The 16,750-nt window shown below is 62.4% G+C and carries 15 protein-coding genes; 11 read left to right on the top strand and 4 right to left on the bottom strand.

The window, feature by feature from the left end; genetic code table 11:
• Positions 1-16: 16 nt before the first annotated feature.
• Positions 17-154 carry a hypothetical protein gene (locus ACQKI2_RS02055; protein ID WP_157532757.1) on the bottom strand — a complete coding sequence of 46 codons (138 nt, stop codon included), beginning with the start codon at positions 152-154 and terminating at the stop codon, positions 17-19.
• Positions 155-259: 105 nt separating this feature from the next.
• Between ACQKI2_RS02055 and ACQKI2_RS02050 the strand changes: the two genes are divergently transcribed.
• The 3 genes from ACQKI2_RS02050 to ACQKI2_RS02040 are packed head-to-tail and all read left to right on the top strand — an operon-like array spanning position 260 to position 3,240.
• Positions 260-820, top strand: coding sequence for a shikimate kinase (locus ACQKI2_RS02050; RefSeq protein ID WP_427378072.1), 561 nt, complete (start codon positions 260-262; stop codon positions 818-820).
• Complete coding sequence (gene aroB, locus ACQKI2_RS02045) at positions 817-1,947, top strand: 3-dehydroquinate synthase (protein ID WP_427378071.1); 1,131 nt, start codon at positions 817-819, stop codon at positions 1,945-1,947. The genes ACQKI2_RS02050 and aroB overlap by 4 nt, the downstream gene beginning before the upstream one ends.
• A gap of 18 nt (positions 1,948-1,965) precedes the next feature.
• A complete protein-coding gene (locus ACQKI2_RS02040; protein WP_427378070.1) occupies positions 1,966-3,240 on the top strand; it encodes an HlyC/CorC family transporter in 1,275 nt (424 codons plus the stop codon).
• 9 nt (positions 3,241-3,249) lie between these two features.
• Here the strand turns inward: ACQKI2_RS02040 and ACQKI2_RS02035 are convergent, their stop codons facing one another.
• Positions 3,250-3,531: a BolA family protein gene (locus ACQKI2_RS02035; protein ID WP_427378069.1), complete on the bottom strand. Its 282-nt coding sequence runs from the start codon at positions 3,529-3,531 to the stop codon at positions 3,250-3,252.
• A gap of 82 nt (positions 3,532-3,613) precedes the next feature.
• Here ACQKI2_RS02035 and ACQKI2_RS02030 point away from each other — a divergent pair, with 82 nt between their 5' ends.
• A complete protein-coding gene (locus ACQKI2_RS02030) occupies positions 3,614-4,186 on the top strand; it encodes a J domain-containing protein (RefSeq protein ID WP_233349202.1) in 573 nt (190 codons plus the stop codon).
• 29 nt (positions 4,187-4,215) lie between these two features.
• Here the strand turns inward: ACQKI2_RS02030 and ACQKI2_RS02025 are convergent, their stop codons facing one another.
• Positions 4,216-4,512 (bottom strand): hypothetical protein, encoded by a 297-nt coding sequence (locus ACQKI2_RS02025; RefSeq protein ID WP_427378068.1) that lies wholly within the window; start codon positions 4,510-4,512, stop codon positions 4,216-4,218.
• 97 nt (positions 4,513-4,609) lie between these two features.
• On the opposite strand from ACQKI2_RS02025, the gene ACQKI2_RS02020 reads away from it, so the two are divergent.
• From ACQKI2_RS02020 to ACQKI2_RS02000, 5 genes are all read left to right on the top strand, one after another.
• Positions 4,610-5,074 (top strand): Csu type fimbrial protein, encoded by a 465-nt coding sequence (locus tag ACQKI2_RS02020; protein WP_427378067.1) that lies wholly within the window; start codon positions 4,610-4,612, stop codon positions 5,072-5,074.
• Between the two features lie 11 nt (positions 5,075-5,085).
• On the top strand, positions 5,086-5,766 hold the full coding sequence (locus tag ACQKI2_RS02015; RefSeq protein WP_427378066.1) for a fimbrial biogenesis chaperone: 681 nt from the start codon (positions 5,086-5,088) through the stop codon (positions 5,764-5,766).
• Positions 5,763-8,069, top strand: coding sequence for a fimbria/pilus outer membrane usher protein (locus ACQKI2_RS02010; protein ID WP_427378065.1), 2,307 nt, complete (start codon positions 5,763-5,765; stop codon positions 8,067-8,069). Before ACQKI2_RS02015 ends, ACQKI2_RS02010 begins: the two co-directional genes overlap by 4 nt.
• On the top strand, positions 8,070-8,528 hold the full coding sequence (locus ACQKI2_RS02005) for a Csu type fimbrial protein (RefSeq protein ID WP_427378064.1): 459 nt from the start codon (positions 8,070-8,072) through the stop codon (positions 8,526-8,528).
• A gap of 125 nt (positions 8,529-8,653) precedes the next feature.
• Entirely contained in the window at positions 8,654-9,643 is a 990-nt protein-coding gene (locus ACQKI2_RS02000; protein WP_427378063.1) for a complex I NDUFA9 subunit family protein, read from the top strand.
• Between the two features lie 3 nt (positions 9,644-9,646).
• Here the strand turns inward: ACQKI2_RS02000 and ACQKI2_RS01995 are convergent, their stop codons facing one another.
• A complete protein-coding gene (locus tag ACQKI2_RS01995) occupies positions 9,647-10,504 on the bottom strand; it encodes an undecaprenyl-diphosphate phosphatase (protein WP_427378062.1) in 858 nt (285 codons plus the stop codon).
• 237 nt (positions 10,505-10,741) lie between these two features.
• Here ACQKI2_RS01995 and ACQKI2_RS01990 point away from each other — a divergent pair, with 237 nt between their 5' ends.
• The gene (locus tag ACQKI2_RS01990; RefSeq protein ID WP_427378061.1) at positions 10,742-12,187 is read left to right on the top strand and encodes an NAD(P)-dependent oxidoreductase; all 1,446 of its coding nucleotides are present in this window, start codon (positions 10,742-10,744) and stop codon (positions 12,185-12,187) included.
• 5 nt (positions 12,188-12,192) lie between these two features.
• Positions 12,193-16,734: a glutamate synthase large subunit gene (gltB, locus tag ACQKI2_RS01985; RefSeq protein WP_427378060.1), complete on the top strand. Its 4,542-nt coding sequence runs from the start codon at positions 12,193-12,195 to the stop codon at positions 16,732-16,734.
• Positions 16,735-16,750: the final 16 nt, after the last annotated feature.

Genomic DNA, 16,750 nt, shown 5'->3' with positions numbered 1-16,750 from the left:
AAGGGGGCGTTTCAGCCTATTCGAGGGCGCCTTCAACAGGTATGCGGATTTCGCCTTCTGGCGGCGCGTTCTTGACGGCACGCTGGCCCAACCACCACATACCCCCGGCAATGGCGACCGCGAGAATAACGAACAGGATGAGATATTTGCGCATGAAACCGGCCCAGAAAACGAGTGTGGCAGGGCGAATCTGCCTGCCGATTGCGCCGTCTATGTGGCACCACTAGGACATATGCGCAACGCCGGGTAATACGAACAGATGCCTTCCGACTCAGACCCTTCAAGTACGCAGCTGCCCTTCCACGGGCGCACGATTGCGCTTGTCGGTCTTATGGGCGCGGGGAAATCGACGGTGGGGCGGCGGCTGGCCGACAAGCTGGGCCGGGATTTCTACGACAGCGACCACGAAATCGAGAAGGCCGCCGGCCTGTCTATTTCCGACATTTTCGCCAAACATGGCGAGGCCGATTTCCGCCGCGGCGAGAAACAGGTGATCCGCCGCCTGCTGGATATGCCCCCGCATGTGCTGGCGACCGGGGGAGGGGCCTATCTCGACCCCGATACCCGAGCCATCCTGCGCGAGCGGGCGATCACGGTCTGGCTGAATGCCGATCTCGAAACGCTCTGGCGCCGGGTGCAGAAGCGCGACACCCGCCCGCTGCTGCAGCGGGCCGATGCGCGGGAACACCTCGCCCATCTCGTGCTGGAACGCCAGCCCTTCTATTCGCAGGCCGATCTGGTGGTCCATTCCAAGGACGGCCCTCACACGCATACCGTCAATGCGATCCTGAAAGCTCTTCAGACCTGGAAACCGAAATGAAAACTACTTCTTCGCTGGAAACGGTGCGTGTCGATCTGGGCGCGCGGGCGTATGATATTCTGGTGGGGCATGGCGCGCTGGCGGAGCTCGGTCCGCGCCTGTCGGTCATGCTCAAGCGGCCTCGCGCCTTTGTGCTGACAGATGAAACGGTGATGCGCCATCACAAGACCTCGCTGGAGGCAGCGGTGAAGACCGCCGGCGTCCAGCTTGACTGGTACAGCCTGCCACCGGGCGAGAGAACCAAGAGTTTCTCCAACCTCGAAGGCGTGCTCGACTGGCTGCTGGCGGCCGGGGCAGACCGGGGCGACACGCTGATTGCATTCGGCGGCGGCGTGATCGGAGACATGGGCGGGCTGGCGGCCAGCCTGATGAAGCGCGGCATGGGTTTCGTGCAGGTGCCCACCACGCTGCTGGCGCAAGTGGACTCGTCTGTAGGCGGAAAGACGGCGGTGAACACCCCGCGCGGAAAAAACCTGATCGGCGCTTTCTATCAGCCGCGCCTCGTGATCGCGGATACGGCGCTGCTGGCCACCCTGCCGGAGCGGGAGTTGAAAGCCGGTTATGCCGAGATCGTGAAATACGGCCTCATCAATGACGCGCCTTTCTTCAACTGGCTGGCCGAGCATGGCCAGAAGGTTCTGGCGCTGGAACCGGAAGCGGCCCGCTATGCGGTTGCGCGCTCCTGCGCGGCAAAGGCGGCCATTGTGGTTGAGGACGAAACCGAAACAGGGGTGCGCCAGCTGCTCAATCTTGGCCACACATTCGGGCACGCCTTCGAGGCGGCAAATGAGTACCGCGAGGACTTGCTGCACGGCGAAGCCGTTGCGCTCGGCATGGCGCTGGCCTTCCGCTATGGCGCCGCAAGCGGCATCACGCCAGCGGCAGACGCTGCGCGCGTGAAGGATGTGCTTAGCGCTTCGGGGCTTCCCGTTTCGCTGGAAGGCTTTGACCGGGGCCGCTTCACCGCAAACCGCCTTGCAACGCTGATGCAGCAGGACAAGAAGGCGCGCGCCGGGCGCGTGCCGCTGATCCTCGCGCGCGGTATCGGGGCGGCCTATGTCCATCCGGATGCTGATCTTGCCTCGGTTGAACGCTTCCTCGCCACCGAACTTGCCGAATCCACCTGACAGGAACTGGGCCTTACAATGATTGCCGGATATGCCATTGCCATCGTCATTCTACTGATGATGTCTGCATTCTTCTCTGGATCGGAAACATCCCTGACGGCGGCCTCGCGGGCCCGGATGCATGCGCTGGAGAAAGACGGCGACAAGCGGGCCCGGACGGTGAACAAGCTGCTCGCGAACCGCGAGAATTTCATCGGCGCTATCCTGCTTGGCAACAATGTCGTCAATATTCTGGCATCAGTCCTGGCGACCTCGATGTTCACGGCTCTCTTCGGGCAGGGCGGCTTTGCGCTTGCTATGGCGACAGCGGTGATGACGGTGCTTGTGCTGATCTTCTCCGAGGTCATGCCGAAAACCTATGCCATTACGCGGCCGGATTCCGTGGCGCTGGTGGTGGCGGGGCCGATCTCCCTGGTGGTGAAATCCGCCTCCTGGATCATCAGGCTCATCCAGATGATCGTGAACGGCGTGCTTAGCCTTGTGGGCGTCGGCGCGCCCGCCAGCCCGCTCTCGGCTGAAGAGGAAATCCGCGGCGCAATTGATCTGCATGCGGCAGAAGGCGGCGTGGGCAAGGACGATCATCTCCGCCTCGTCGGAGCGCTGGACCTGAAAGATCTCACCGTCGAAGACGTGATGATCCACCGCAAGAACATCTATATGCTGGACGCTGATCTCGAGCCCCGCCAGCTGATCATGAAGGCGTTGTCGAGCCCGCATACCCGCCTGCCGCTCTATCGCGGTGAGAAGGAAGAGATCATCGGCATTCTGCACGCCAAGGACCTGCTGCGGGCCGCCCTGCCGCTGGGCGGGGACGTCTCCAAGCTCGATCTGGATTCGATTCTGCGCAAACCCTGGTTCGTTCCGGAGACAACGCCGGTTCAGGAGCAACTCAATCAGTTCCTCTCGCGGGGCCAGCATTTTGCCCTCGTCATTGACGAGTATGGCGAGTTGCAGGGCCTGATCACGCTGGAAGATATTCTCGAGGAGATCGTTGGCGCGATCCATGACGAGCATGATGTGCAGGTGCAGGGCGTACGCCCGCAGCCCGATGGCTCGGTCAATGTCGATGGCTGGGTGCCGATTCGCGATCTCAACCGCGCTACCGGCTGGGACCTCCCGGATGAGGAAGCTGTCACGGTTGCGGGCCTGGTGATCCATGAGTCCCAGACCATTCCCGAACCCGGCCAGAGCTTCGTGTTCCATGGCTACCGGTTCAATGTGCTGCGCCGTCAGCGCAATCAGGTTACCGGGGTGAACGTGTCGCGGGCTGTGGCCGAAATAGAAGCGGACTGAACGCCCGGACTAACTCGCCCCGGGCGCCCGCGCCTTCAGGGCGAGGGCATGCAGGCCGGTGTCGAATTCCTGTTGCAGCACCATCATCACGGCGCGCTGAACCTGTACGCGGGAGAGCCCGGCAAAAACCTCGGCAACAATTTCAACAGAATAATGCGTCTCGCCGCCCGGCGCAGCGCCGGCATGGCCCGCATGCTTGTGGCTGTCGTCGATCACGCTGAGCGAGACGGGCTCAAATGCCGCCGCAAGGGCTGCTTCAATCCGCGTCTGTCTGTCGTTTGGTTGTGGCATGTTTAACCGGCACTCCCTATTATGTGGCCCCATGTCAGACGGCGAACCGTTCAGATACCGAGTCAAGTTCACGGATATACGCGTGAAGCCCCCCGCCGACGAGACGTCGCGCGCACGGGCAAAGCGTACGCGCGTGTGCGAGGAGCCCGGCTGCGATCTGGAAGGGTCTCATCCGGCACCGCGCCCGGGCGGCAAGGGACGCCACTGGTTCTGCGAGGCACATGCGGCCGCATACAATCGCAGTTTCAATTTCTTTGAAGGCATGACCGACGCCGAAGCGGCCGCTTTCCTGCGCGCCGAGCAGTATGGCCACAAGCGCACCTGGCGCATGGGGGCAGGGCCGCTTGGCGGGCGCAAGGCGACCGATCCGCATGATCCGCGCCGCTGGGCGGGCCGCAGCTTCTTCGATATGGACGACACGCCCGCAGCCGAGGAGCGGATGCACAGCCATCGCTCAAGCCTGCAGATTCGCGCGCTCAGGGAACTTGACCTGGAGACGGACGCGACGCCGGCCCAGATCCGCGCGCGCTATGCCGAATATGTGCGCCGGTTCCATCCCGATTCCAACAAGGGCGACCGCTCCAGCGAGCATAAGCTCGACCGGGTTCTGCGCGCGGGCAAGCTGCTGAAGGCCTCAGGCCTGATGAAAGGCTGAAGGCTAACCTTCGACCCCTCTAGCGAGAATCATACACCGCGCCGCGGCGGGGGCTGGCGGGCGCGCAGGTATATGCTGGGGTGCCGCTCGCCCTGCGGGAAAATCTCACAAAGATAGAATGTGAACTGTGCCGCCTGCATCCCGTTTCGGCCGATCATCTGCCAACGGAAAATATCTGAAAGAGCCTCGGGTCTGGCCGGTGCCGCTTTAAAATAAAAACTGATCATCCGGCAAATGCGTGGCCAATGCGGGGCAACAAACCGGATGACCGTTTTTAAAATTGCCCGGACAGTAATCCGTACAAAAACATATAGCACGTAAACCAATCAGAGACTCTTCTGAAAGCTTCGGGCAACGAAGTTGCGCTAGGGTGGAATCCAAGAAAAAGAAAAACAGCAATCACAAGACCGGATAGGTGGAATAATGATCAGGAAACTCATGGCAGCAGCGGCGCTGACTGCCTCTTCTCAAGCGGCCCATGCGGCCACGGCGAACGGAACCCTCGATGTTCAGGCAACCGTGGTGAACACCTGCGTTGTGCAGACAACGCCGGTGGTCTTTGCTTCCGTCGGTCTCGACGAGGCTACGGCCAATGGCTCCATCACCGTCAATTGCACGAACTCAAGCGCGTTCACGGTGGCCCTGGATGGCGGTGAGGCAGGCGATATCAGCGCACGGACGCTGAGCCATGCCAGCCTGCCGGCGAGTTTCACTTATCAGCTCTATACCAATCCGGGACTTACGACTGTCTGGGGGGATGGTGTCACCGGTTCTGTAGCCAACGGGGCAGGGCCTTCCCAGACCCTCACCGTCTATGGCCGCACAACCAGCACACCCGACACGGCCGGCGCCTATTCTGATGAAGTTCAGGTGACGGTCACCTACTGAGGTAAGTAGAGATGAGACCCCTGGCCCTGCTCCTTCTGGGAGCTGTATGGTTCCTGTTGCCCGCACATACGCAAGGGCTGGCGATCGCGCCGATCATGATCGAGGCGCCGGCGCAGGGCGGGGCGGTCTCGCTCACCATCAGTTCCGGTCTCAAGCAGGATGTCACCGTTCAGGTGCGTATCTATGACTGGACGCAGCAGGACGGCGAGGATGTTCTGCAGCCGGCTAGGAGGCTGCGCTTTGCGCCGGAAATTTTCACGCTTCCTCCCGGCACCTCGCAGATTGTCCGCATGTCGGTGCCCGATACGGGCGGAGCAGGCGCCTGGCGGGTGATTGTCGATGAACTGCCAACCCCGGGGCAGGCACCGGAAAAGCAGGCCTCGCAGCTTGCCATCCGTCTGCGCTATGTGCTGGCGATGTTTGCTGGCGCTCCGGCGGGGCCGGACGGGTTGCAAGCAAGCCTCCGCCAGGACGCGCTTGCCCTGCGCAATCCGGGGCCGGGCTGGCTGCGCCTGCATGATCTTTCGCTTCAGACCGATGCCGGCGATGCCGTGTCTGCCGGACCGGGGGTTATCTATCTGCTTCCTGGCGCCGAGATTCTCTTGCCGCCGCCGGTAGACGCGCGCATCCGGGCCCTGAATTATTCCGTCAACGGCCAGTCTTTCTCTGCCCAGCTCGCATCAGGCAGGTGAGAGGCTGGCTGAGATACGGTCTCGCGGCGCTTGCCTTCGTGCATGGCGGCGCGATGACGGCCCAGGCCGCACCCGTGACGGGCGCGGCCCCTCCCGCCCAAGCGCCCGAAGTGCTCTCTCTGCTCGTGGAGGTCCGGATCAACGGAACGCTGGTGGACGGGCTGGCCCAGCTTGATGTGCTCGCTGAAGACTGCACGCGGATGGAGACAGCGCCGCTTGCCGCAGCGGGCCTTTATGCTGGCAGCGCAGAGGCAGTCTGCCTCCAGTCGGTTGCCGGCCTGCAATACCGGCTGGATCAGAGCGCGGCCCAGCTTGACCTTTTTGCCGCCACACCGCTGCGGCGCCCGGCGGCGCGCGCGCAACAGAGTTTTGCAAAGCCGCTTTCCGGCCTGATCGGCGGATATGGCCTCTCGGCCCAGCGTGTCCATGATGGCGCAGATGAGCTGATCAATGCCTTTGGCGATCTTTCCCTCACGCTGCATACGTCCTATGGCCGCCTGCAGAACGATATGGTCGCCGCTTATACCGCGAACGAAGGACAGGCCCGCCGCCTGCTGACGGTCTATGAGCAGGATTTTCCGGATACATTCACACGTCTGAGCATCGGTGACAGTTTTACCGCCGCGCCGCGCTGGGGGCGGATATCTCCCTTCGCCGGCATCCAGTATGGCACGGATTTCTCCATGGACCCGCGCGATAGCTGGCGCCCTTACAGCGCCTTCCAGGCTCTGCTGCGCGAGCGGTCGGAAGTTGATGTGAGGGTGAACGGGGTTGTCCGGCAGAAGCAGAGCGTAGATCCCGGTTTCAGCCATTTCGAGATTACGCCGGAAACCGGTCTCAATGAGGTCGAGGTCATCATCCGCGACGCCAGCGGCCTCACCCGGATCGAAGACTACAGCTTCTTTGCTTCCGAGGAATCCCTGGCCGAAGGCGTGACGGATTATTCGGTAAGCCTTGGTCTGCCGCGCCATTTCAGCGGAATTGCATCTGAATATGACGATACGCTGATCGCCAATGGCCTGGTTCGGCGCGGGCTCACCAATGCGCTGACGGCGGAGGCCTATTCGGAGTTTGGCAAGGGCGGCGGCGTGATGGGCGGTGGCGGTCAGATCACGGCCGGGCAACTCGGTATCTTGAGCCTTTCGGGCGGGGTGAGCCGGGCAGAGGATGGCCATACCGGCCACATCCTTTCCGCCGGTTTCGAGCGCAATACCCGGCGCGGATCGCTGCAGCTGCAGGCGCGCTTTGCAGCTCCGCGCTATTCCGACACCGTTTCCACACTGGGCCTGGAGTTTCCAGACCGGTCCATCCGCGCCAGCGGCGGCATATTCACGCCCGCCGGCTCCTTCCGCGCAGCCTATATCGAGGAAGAGGACAAGGTGCTCCGCGACCGGCGCTTCCTGTCGCTCGGCTGGGAAAAGCCCCTGCGGGGTGACCGGGTGTCGTTCTCGGCCAGCGCCTATCAGGATTTCGCCCGCGACGAGACCGGATTTGCCATTGGCCTGCGCGCGAGTTTTGGTCCTTACAATGCGGGGGGCAGCTATCAATCAGCAGGCGGGCGGGAGGCGTCCAGCGTCCAGGTCAGCCGGTCGCGAATGCCGGGCGAGCGGGCGCAATGGTCCCTCGGCGCTGCAGAGGGCGGGGCAGGAGCGGTTTATCAGGGCGATCTGACGGCCGATCTGGGCGCTGCTGATCTCTTCCTCAATGGCGGCGTCTATGGAGAGACCACCCAGATGATGGCCGGCTTGCGCGGGGGCTTTGCTGTGATGCCGGGGGCCGCCGTGCTTCAGCGGCAAACCACCGGGGCAACCGCCATCGTGCGAATGCCCGATCTCACGGGGGTGCCGGTCTACAAGGACAATCGCATCATTGCGGTGACCGGTGAAAACGGTCTCGCCGTCATTCCGGATGTGCGCCCTTATGAGGTCAACACGCTGAGCCTTCGCCCCGAAGACGTGCCGCTCGACTATGAAGTGGCCGATTTTACCACCCGGTTCATCCCCCGGCGGGGGCTGTCGGAGGTCCGCTTCGATGTCCGCCGCGAAACCGCGCTCGCCTTCACGGCGGTGTTTCCCGCTGGACAGCACTTGCCGCCGGGAAGCCGGGTAGAGTTGCTCGGGTCCGGGCTGGTCTGCCCTGTTGGGCTGGAAGGCCGCGTTTACTGTTCGGTCGCCGAAGACGGCGATACTGTCGCCGTGACCACTCCGGCGGGCCGCTTTGTGGAAATCGTTTCTTCGGTCCGCTCCCGGGGAGAGATGCAACTTCGGCCCGAAGGCCGGGTCAAGATGGCGGGGATTGACTGAATGTGGCGTCTGATTGTCCTTGCCTTGTCACTGTGTGTCCCGATTTGTCCGGCTTTGGCGCAGTCCTGTTCGGTCGTCTCCACGCCGCTCAGTTTTCCGGCCTACCACGCCTTCTCCGGCAATACGGCGACGGCCACTGCGGATGTCACCGTCACCTGCACCGGCCTGTTATTCATCGGTGCGTCGTATGATGTGCGGCTGGGCGGGGGCCAATCCGGCAGCATCCCCTCGCGGAAAATGCGCCAGGCCAGCAGCGGCAGCGAGCTTGGCTATCAGGTTTATACCCAATCAGGTCAGGTCTGGGGCAATGGGGTCCAGGGCTCAGTGCTGCAGGGGTCCTTTCTGCTCGGCCTGTTGACGCGCAGCCGGGTGCACCCCATCAGCGCCACCATTCCGGCAAACCAGCAGGTGAACGCGGGCGCCTATAGCGACGCTGTCACCATGACGGTCATCTGGTAGGCGCTGGCCCGCCAGAAACGCTGCGAGCGTCAAGGCCGCATGGACATCGGCGCCGCAAAATGGTGAAAGGCGCGAGAAACAGCTGAATCGGGGCGGCGTCGGCGCCCAAACAGGAAGACAGGACAATGAGCAAAGGCTTGGTGACTCTGGTTGGCGGCTCAGGCTTCATCGGGCGCTATGCCGCACGCGCGCTGGTGGAGAAGGGCTGGCGTGTCCGCGTTGCCTGCCGCCGGGTGCATACCGCGATTGATGTGCGCCTTGCCGGCCCTCCGGGCTGGGTTGATGTCGTCCAGGCGAATATCCGCGACCGCGCGTCGCTGGAGCGGGCGCTTGAGGGCACCGATGTGGTGGTGAACCTTGTCGGCATCCTCTTCGAACATGCCCGCCAGACCTTCCAGGGCGAGCAGGCCGATGGTGCCCGGCTGCTGGCGGAAGTCGCCAAGGAAAAGGGTATCACGCGCTTCGTTCAGATCTCGGCCATCGGCGCGGATGTCAATTCGCGTTCGCCTTATGGCCGCAGCAAGGCGGCCGCCGAAGAGGCGGTGCGCGAATCTGTCCCAACGGCTGTGATCCTGCGGCCTTCCATCGTGTTCGGTCCGGAAGACAAATTCTTCAACCGCTTCGCCAATATGGCCCGGTTTGCGCCGCTGATGCCTGCGATTGGCGGCGGCAAGACGAAGTTCCAGCCGGTCTATGCCGGGGACGTGGCCGCGGCGATTGCAGAAGCGGTGGAGCGCGAAGACGCTGCCGGAAAGACCTTCGAACTGGGCGGCCCGCGCAGCTATAGCTTCAACGAGCTTTATGACTTCATTCTGAAGACGGTGGACCGCCCCCGCTTCAAGATCCCGCTGCCTTTCTTCATTGTCCGTCCTGTCGCCTACATCACAGGCGCCGTGTGGCGGTTCGTGCCGCCGTTTTCCTGGAACTTCTTTGGTGATCCGCCGCTGACCGGCTCGCAGGTCGAGATGCTGACGAAAGACAATGTCGTGGCCGAAGGCGCCCTTGGCATGGGGGATCTGGGCATCACGCAGCTGGAATCGGTTGAAGCGATTGTGCCATCCTATCTCTGGCGCTTCCGTCCCTATGGCGAGTTCCACAAGGCGCGCGAAACCTGAGGCTTAGCCGACTGCTCCAGCCACGATAGGGGAGGTCGCCAGCAGCGCGATCCCCAGGGCAAAGCGATAGAGCACGAAGGGCAGGAAGCTCATCTTGCGGACCAGCGTCATCAGCAGGCCAATCGACGCATAGCCCGAGACAAAGGCGATGGCCGCAACAATCAGGCCATCCGTAATGGTTGCGCCTTCGCCGCCCACCGGCGCGCTGGCGAGGCCCATGAGCCCATAGAGGCTGACGGCAGCAAGGATGGGCGCGCCGATCAGCATGGCAAAGCGCGCTGCCTCGACACGCTCATAGCCCAGCGCGCGGGCCGTGGTCATGGTGATGCCTGAGCGGCTGGTGCCGGGAATGATGACGGCGACGAGCTGGCTGGCGCCGATCAGGAATGCGTCCCGAAGGGTCATATCACCCTCCGAGCGCGACTGGGCGCCGCGCGCATCGGCCCACCAGAGCAGGGCGCCGAACAGGATGGTGGAGGCGGCAACGGCGTAAACGCTGCGCAGGGCTGTCCAGAGCGTCTCAGGCGCGATGCTTTCATAGATCACAGCGCCGATCAGGGCGAACGGAGTGGCAACGAGGATACATAGGGCAAGGCGCGCGCCCGCCGACAGGGGCCGTTTCGTGACTGGAGTGACGGCCAACTCGAAACCGCCCAGGATGGCAGCGCCAACATCCTTCCGGAAATAGAGCAGCATGGCGATCAGGGTGCCGGTGTTTGAGGCGGCATTGATCAGCACTTCATCCCGGCCCACCAGGCCCATGAAGTCTGATGCCAAGAGGACGTGCGCCGAGGAAGAGATCGGCAGCCATTCGGTGAGGCCTTGGACAACTGCGATCAGAAAAAGCTGAAGAAACGACATGCCGTCCGGTACCATTCAAACCCTTGAGACATTGCTACCGCCGTTTCACACGAAAGCAGAGGATAAAAAATAAATATCAAAAAGATATATTACTGCGCGGAACGATTCTCAAATAGGGTTTCGAAATAAAAAATCGCAGATCGTAAATATCATAATGATATATATGAATCGAAGTGCCACTTGCTCCTGCAAAATCGCTGCTTATAGAGATCGCTCGAGTAATTTTGGGGCAAGCCTATGGCCGAGCGTATGCTGCAATTCACCAAGGTTTCGCGGGCCATGCCCGAGAAGCGGAGCGCCAAGGAGCGCGCTGCGGACTTTCGTGAGATTTATGGCGAGTTTTCGCCCGATGCTGCCAAGGCGCAGGCCAGCCGCTGCTCGCAATGCGGCGTGCCTTTCTGCCAGCAGGGCTGCCCGTTGCAGAACAACATTCCTGACTGGCTGAAGCTGGCCGCCGAAGGCCGGCTGGAAGAAGCCTGGCGCGTTTCCTCGGCCACCAACAACATGCCCGAAATCTGTGGGCGCATCTGTCCGCAGGACCGCCTCTGTGAAGGCATCTGCACGATTGAACAGTCCGGCCACGGCACGGTGACGATCGGCTCAGTCGAGAAATACATCACAGACACCGCCTGGGCCGAAGGCTGGATCCAGCCGATCAAGCCGCCGCGCGAGCGCAGCCAGTCGGCTGGCATTATCGGCGCAGGCCCCGGCGGTCTTGCCGCCGCCGAACAACTGCGCCGCAAAGGATACCAGGTCACCGTCTATGACGCATATGATCGCGGCGGCGGCCTGCTGATCTACGGTATTCCGGGCTTCAAGCTGGAAAAGGATGTGGTGGAGCGCCGCATCCGGCATCTGGAAGCTTCGGGGGTTACCTTCCGTTTCAATACGCGCGTTGGCAGCGATGTGTCTCTGGCCGACCTGCGCAGCGAACATGATACTGTGCTGATCGCCACCGGCGTCTATGCCGCCAAGGATCTCAAATGCCCCGGCAGCGGGTCTGAAGGCGTTCTGCCGGCCCTCGACTATCTCACGGCGTCCAATCGCATCAGCCTTGGCGACAAGGTTGAGGCGTTCGAGAGCGGCGCCCTGAATGCGGAAGGCAAGCGCGTGGTCGTCATTGGTGGCGGGGATACGGCAATGGACTGTGTGCGCACGGCCATCCGCCAGGGTGCAAAATCCGTCACCTGCCTTTATCGCCGCGACCGCGCCAATATGCCGGGCTCTCAGCGCGAAGTTCAGAATGCGGAAGAGGAGGGGGTCGTCTTCGAATGGCTCGCCAATCCCGAAGCGATCATCGACACCAAGGGTGGCAAGGTCAAAGCCGTCCGGGCCAGCCGCATGAAGCTGGGTGAGCCGGACGCTTCGGGGCGTCAGTCTCCGGTGAAGACCGGTGAGACCTTTGATGTGAAGGCAGACATGGTGATCAAGGCGCTCGGCTTTGATCCGGAAGACCTGCCGGCGCTGTTCAATGAGCCATCGCTGACCGTGAACCGCTGGGGCGCGGTGCGGGTAGATTACGCGACCATGGAAACCAGCCTGCCGGGCGTTTATGCGGCCGGCGATATCGTGCGCGGGGCCTCGCTGGTTGTGTGGGCAATCAAGGATGGCCGCGACGCGGCAGAAGCAATGCACAAGGCAATGAAAGCGGCCGAGCAGGCCGCGAAAGTGGCGGCGGAGTAAATCAGATGTCGGATTATGTGACAAAGTATGAGCAGAACCGCCAGCGTCTCATTGATGCGGGGGCTTATAATCCCGAGGACGAACGCGATGCCTGCGGCGTCGGTCTCGTTGTGGCGCTCGACGGCAAGCCGCGCCGCGAAATCGTTGAAATGGGTATCAGCGCGCTGAAGAATGTGTGGCACCGCGGGGCCGTCGATGCGGACGGCAAGACCGGCGACGGAGCCGGCATCCGCCTTGATGTGCCGCAGGACTTTTTCCGCGAACATGTGAGCCGCACCGGCCACAGCCCCACCGATGACCGGATCTGCGTTGGCCAGATCTTCATGCCGCGCACGGATTTTGGCGCGCAGGAAGCGGCGCGGACCCTGGTTGAGCGGGAAGTGCTGCATTTCGGCTTCTATATCTATGGTTGGCGCCAGCCGCCGGTTGATGTGTCCGTGATCGGACAAAAGGCAAAGGATACGCGCCCCGCCATTGAGCAGATCATGTTCCGCGATGCGCGTGGCCGCTCGCCGGAGGAGCTTGAGCGCGCCCTGTATATCTGCCGCCGGCGGATTGAGCGGCGGGCGCGGGAGGCGGCGATCCCGTCCTTCTATATCTGCTCGCTCAGCCATAAATCGCTGATCTACAAAGGCATGTTCCTCGCGCAGGACATCGATAATTTCTATCTGGATCTGCGCGACGAACGTTTCGTGTCGGCCTTCGCCATCTACCACCAGCGTTATTCGACCAACACATTCCCGCAATGGGCGCTGGCTCAACCTTTCCGCACGATTGCGCACAATGGCGAGATCAACACGCTGCGCGGCAACCGCAACTGGATGAAAAGCCATGAGATCCGCATGGTTTCCGAAACCTTCGGCGACCATACACAGGATGTGAAGCCGGTGATCCCGGATGGCACATCGGACTCCGGCGCGCTGGACGCTGTGTGGGAACTGCTCTGCAAATCGGGGCGTCCCGCGCCGATGGCCAAAGCGATGCTGATCCCGGAAGCCTGGTCGAAGCGGGATTCGGTGATGCCGGTGGCCCACCGCGCGCTCTATGACTATTGCAACTCCGTTATGGAGCCATGGGACGGGCCTGCTGCCATTGCCGCCTATGATGGCCGCTGGGCCGTGGCCGGCCTGGACCGGAACGGACTGCGCCCTCTGCGTTACGCTCTGACAACGGACGGTATTCTGGCGGTAGGCTCCGAAACGGGTATGTGCCCGCTAGGCAATCACGAGATCACCCGGAGGGGGTCCATCCCGGCAGGGGGCATGATTGCCGCTGATCTCGGCACCGGCAAATTCTATGATCACCGCGAGATTGTCGATTTCCTCGCCGCCCAGGCGCCTTATGAGGAATGGCTGCAGGCTGTGACAGAGCTGGAGCCGGAGATCGGTCCTGGTCTGGAGCCTGTGCTGTTCAACAAGGAAGAGCTGCTGCGGCGGGAAACGGCGGCCGGTTATACGCTCGAAACGCTGGAACTGATCCTCGCGCCGATGGCCGAAGGCGGCAAGGAAGCCATCGGTTCGATGGGTGACGACACCGCGCCTGCCGTTCTGACGATGGCCTACCGGCCGATGAGCCATTTCTTCCGCCAGAATTTCAGTCAGGTTACCAACCCGCCGATCGACCCGCTGCGCGAAGGCCGGGTGATGAGCCTACGCACACGGTTCAAGAACCTGGGCAACGTGCTGGACACGGACAAATCCCAGCAGGAAGTGTTCGTGCTGGAAAGCCCTGTGCTCACCACGGGCATGTATGAGCGTCTGATCGAGCGTCTTGGTCTCGGCACGGAGATCATCGACTGCACCTTCGATGCCGCCGATGTGACATCCGAAGGGGCGGCGCTCAAGGAAGCGCTTGAGCGTATCCGCCGCGAAGCCGAAGAAGCGGTGCGCGCGGGCCGCGAGCACATCATCCTTACCGATGAGCATCAGTCGGCTAGCCGCATTGCCGTGCCGATGGTTCTGGCAACCGGCGCGGTTCATTCGCATCTCGTGGCTCAGGGCCTGCGCACTTTCTGTTCGATCACCGTGCGTTCGGCTGAATGTCTCGATACGCATTATTTTGCTGTTCTGGTCGGTGTCGGTGCTACCTGCGTCAACGCTTATCTGGCGCAGGACGCTATCGCAGACCGGCATGCGCGCGGCCTGCTGGGTGAAATTTCCCTCGGCAAGGCGGTGCAGAACTTCAAGGAAGCCATCGAAGCGGGCCTTCTGAAGATCATCTCCAAGATGGGCATCTCGGTTATCTCCTCCTATCGGGGCGGTTACAATTTCGAGGCGCTGGGTCTCTCTCGCGCGCTCGTGGCGGACTATTTCCCCGGTATGTCGAGCCGGATCTCGGGGCTTGGTCTTGCTGGTCTTGAGGAGAATGCCCTCGTCCGCCATCAGAAGGCCTTTGATGAGGATGTCATCTCGCTTCCGGTGGGCGGATTCTATCGCCTGCGCGCATCGGATGAGCCCCACGCCCTTGACGGCAATCTGATCCATACGCTGCAGGCGGCGTGTGACCGCGGCGACTATTCGATCTACCGGAAATATGTCGATGCGGTGCACGCGCGCGACCCTCTGCAACTGCGTGACCTGCTCGACTTCAAGGCTGCGGGACCGAAGGTTCCGCTCAATCAGGTCCAGTCAATCAACGAGATCCGCAAGCGGTTCGTCACGCCCGGCATGTCGCTCGGCGCGCTGTCGCCGGAAGCGCACGGCACGCTGAACGTGGCAATGAACCGGATCGGGGCAAAGTCCGTATCCGGGGAGGGCGGCGAGGACCGTGCCCGTTACCGGCCTCTGCCGAACGGCGACAATATGAACTCGGCCGTCAAGCAGATCGCGTCAGGCCGGTTCGGTGTGACAGCGGAATATCTCAACGAATGCCGCGAGATCGAGATCAAGGTGGCCCAGGGCGCCAAGCCCGGGGAAGGCGGCCAGCTGCCCGGTTTCAAGGTGACCGAGCTGATCGCGCGCCTGCGCCATGCCACGCCCGGCGTGACGCTCATCTCGCCGCCGCCCCACCATGACATCTATTCGATCGAGGATCTGGCGCAGCTGATCTACGATCTGAAACAGATCAACCCCGATGCCCGGGTTTGTGTGAAACTTGTGGCGCAATCAGGCGTCGGCACGGTGGCCGCCGGTGTGGCCAAGGCCAAGGCGGACATCATCCTGATTGCTGGCGGCGTGGGCGGCACAGGCGCCTCCCCGCAAACCTCGATCAAATATGCGGGTCTCCCCTGGGAGATCGGTCTTGCCGAGGCACATCAGGTGCTCTCGCTGAATAACCTCCGTGAAAAGATCACCCTACGGACGGATGGCGGCCTGCGCACGGGCCGGGACATCGTGATTGCGGCCATGCTCGGCGCTGAAGAGTATGGCATCGGTACGGCTTCGCTCGTCGCCATGGGGTGCATCATGGTGCGCCAGTGTCATTCCAACACCTGTCCGGTCGGCGTCTGTACGCAGGACGAAGCCCTGCGCGCGCACTTCACCGGCAACCCGGACAAGGTCGTCAACCTGATGAGTTTCATTGCCGAAGATGTGCGCGAGATCCTCGCCTCGCTCGGCCTGAAATCTCTGGACGAAGCCATCGGCCGCACCGACCTGCTCAAACAGGTCAGCCGCGGGGCGACGCATCTTGATGACCTCGATCTCAACCCGCTTCTGGTGCAGGTCGATACCGACAGCCCCATCGTCTACAAACCAAACCGCCGTGAGGCTGTGCCCGATACGCTCGATGCGCAGATCCTGCGCGACGCCGAGCCCTTCTTCGAGCGTGGCGAAAAGATGCAGCTGGAATACGGTGTGCAGAACACGATGCGGGCCATCGGCGCGCGGGCCAGCTCCCGCATCACCCGTAAGTTCGGGATGCATGCTCTTCCTGAAGGCCGTCTGCATATCCGCCTGGAAGGATCGGCCGGTCAGTCGCTCGGCGCCTTCAGTGTGCAGGGGCTTCTTCTGGAAGTCCTCGGCGATGCGAACGACTATGTCGGCAAAGGGCTTTCGGGCGCGAGTATCGTCGTGACGCCGCGCCCAAGGGACCGCCGCGCGGCGGTGGGCGACGCCATCATCGGCAACACCTGCCTTTATGGGGCGACCTCCGGAAAGCTGTTTGCCGCCGGCACGGCCGGTGTGCGTTTCGCCGTGCGTAATTCGGGCGCCAAAGCGGTGGTCGAAGGATGCGGGGCCAATGGCTGCGAATACATGACCGGCGGGCGCGCTGTCATCCTCGGGCCGGTTGGCGACAATTTCGGCGCAGGGATGACCGGAGGGGCCGCCTTTATCTGGGACCCCCAACAGCGGTTCGAGCGCGTGGCCAATCCGGACTCGATCGACTGGTATCCGCTGGCCGATATGCCGGAGGAATATGTCGGCGAGACGAAAGCTCTGCTTGAGGAGCATGTGCGCCGGACGGGCTCTGTGCGGGGCAAGGAACTGCTTGACGCTTGGGAGACGACCCTCAGCCAGATGCTGATGATCGTCCCCAAGGAAGTCGCCGGCATTCTCCTCGCCCGCAAGGGCGATAGCGCCAAGCGCAAGCAGCCGGAAAGAGCCTGAAGCATTGCCTGATCCG

The organism is Hyphomonas sp. NPDC076881 (assembly GCF_050269995.1).
Lineage (GTDB): Bacteria > Pseudomonadota > Alphaproteobacteria > Caulobacterales > Hyphomonadaceae > Hyphomonas.
This window is presented reverse-complemented; position numbering and strand designations above follow the sequence as displayed.

Coding starts and splice junctions, on each gene's coding strand:
- ACQKI2_RS01995 (WP_427378062.1), bottom strand. CDS start 10,504: ATGTCGTTTCTTCAGCTTTTTCTGATCGCAGTTGTCCAAGGCCTCACC.
- ACQKI2_RS02000 (WP_427378063.1), top strand. CDS start 8,654: ATGAGCAAAGGCTTGGTGACTCTGGTTGGCGGCTCAGGCTTCATCGGG.
- ACQKI2_RS02035 (WP_427378069.1), bottom strand. CDS start 3,531: ATGCCACAACCAAACGACAGACAGACGCGGATTGAAGCAGCCCTTGCG.
- ACQKI2_RS02040 (WP_427378070.1), top strand. CDS start 1,966: ATGATTGCCGGATATGCCATTGCCATCGTCATTCTACTGATGATGTCT.
- ACQKI2_RS02050 (WP_427378072.1), top strand. CDS start 260: ATGCCTTCCGACTCAGACCCTTCAAGTACGCAGCTGCCCTTCCACGGG.
- ACQKI2_RS02005 (WP_427378064.1), top strand. CDS start 8,070: ATGTGGCGTCTGATTGTCCTTGCCTTGTCACTGTGTGTCCCGATTTGT.
- ACQKI2_RS02015 (WP_427378066.1), top strand. CDS start 5,086: ATGAGACCCCTGGCCCTGCTCCTTCTGGGAGCTGTATGGTTCCTGTTG.
- ACQKI2_RS02020 (WP_427378067.1), top strand. CDS start 4,610: ATGATCAGGAAACTCATGGCAGCAGCGGCGCTGACTGCCTCTTCTCAA.
- ACQKI2_RS02055 (WP_157532757.1), bottom strand. CDS start 154: ATGCGCAAATATCTCATCCTGTTCGTTATTCTCGCGGTCGCCATTGCC.
- gltB (WP_427378060.1), top strand. CDS start 12,193: ATGTCGGATTATGTGACAAAGTATGAGCAGAACCGCCAGCGTCTCATT.
- aroB (WP_427378071.1), top strand. CDS start 817: ATGAAAACTACTTCTTCGCTGGAAACGGTGCGTGTCGATCTGGGCGCG.
- ACQKI2_RS01990 (WP_427378061.1), top strand. CDS start 10,742: ATGGCCGAGCGTATGCTGCAATTCACCAAGGTTTCGCGGGCCATGCCC.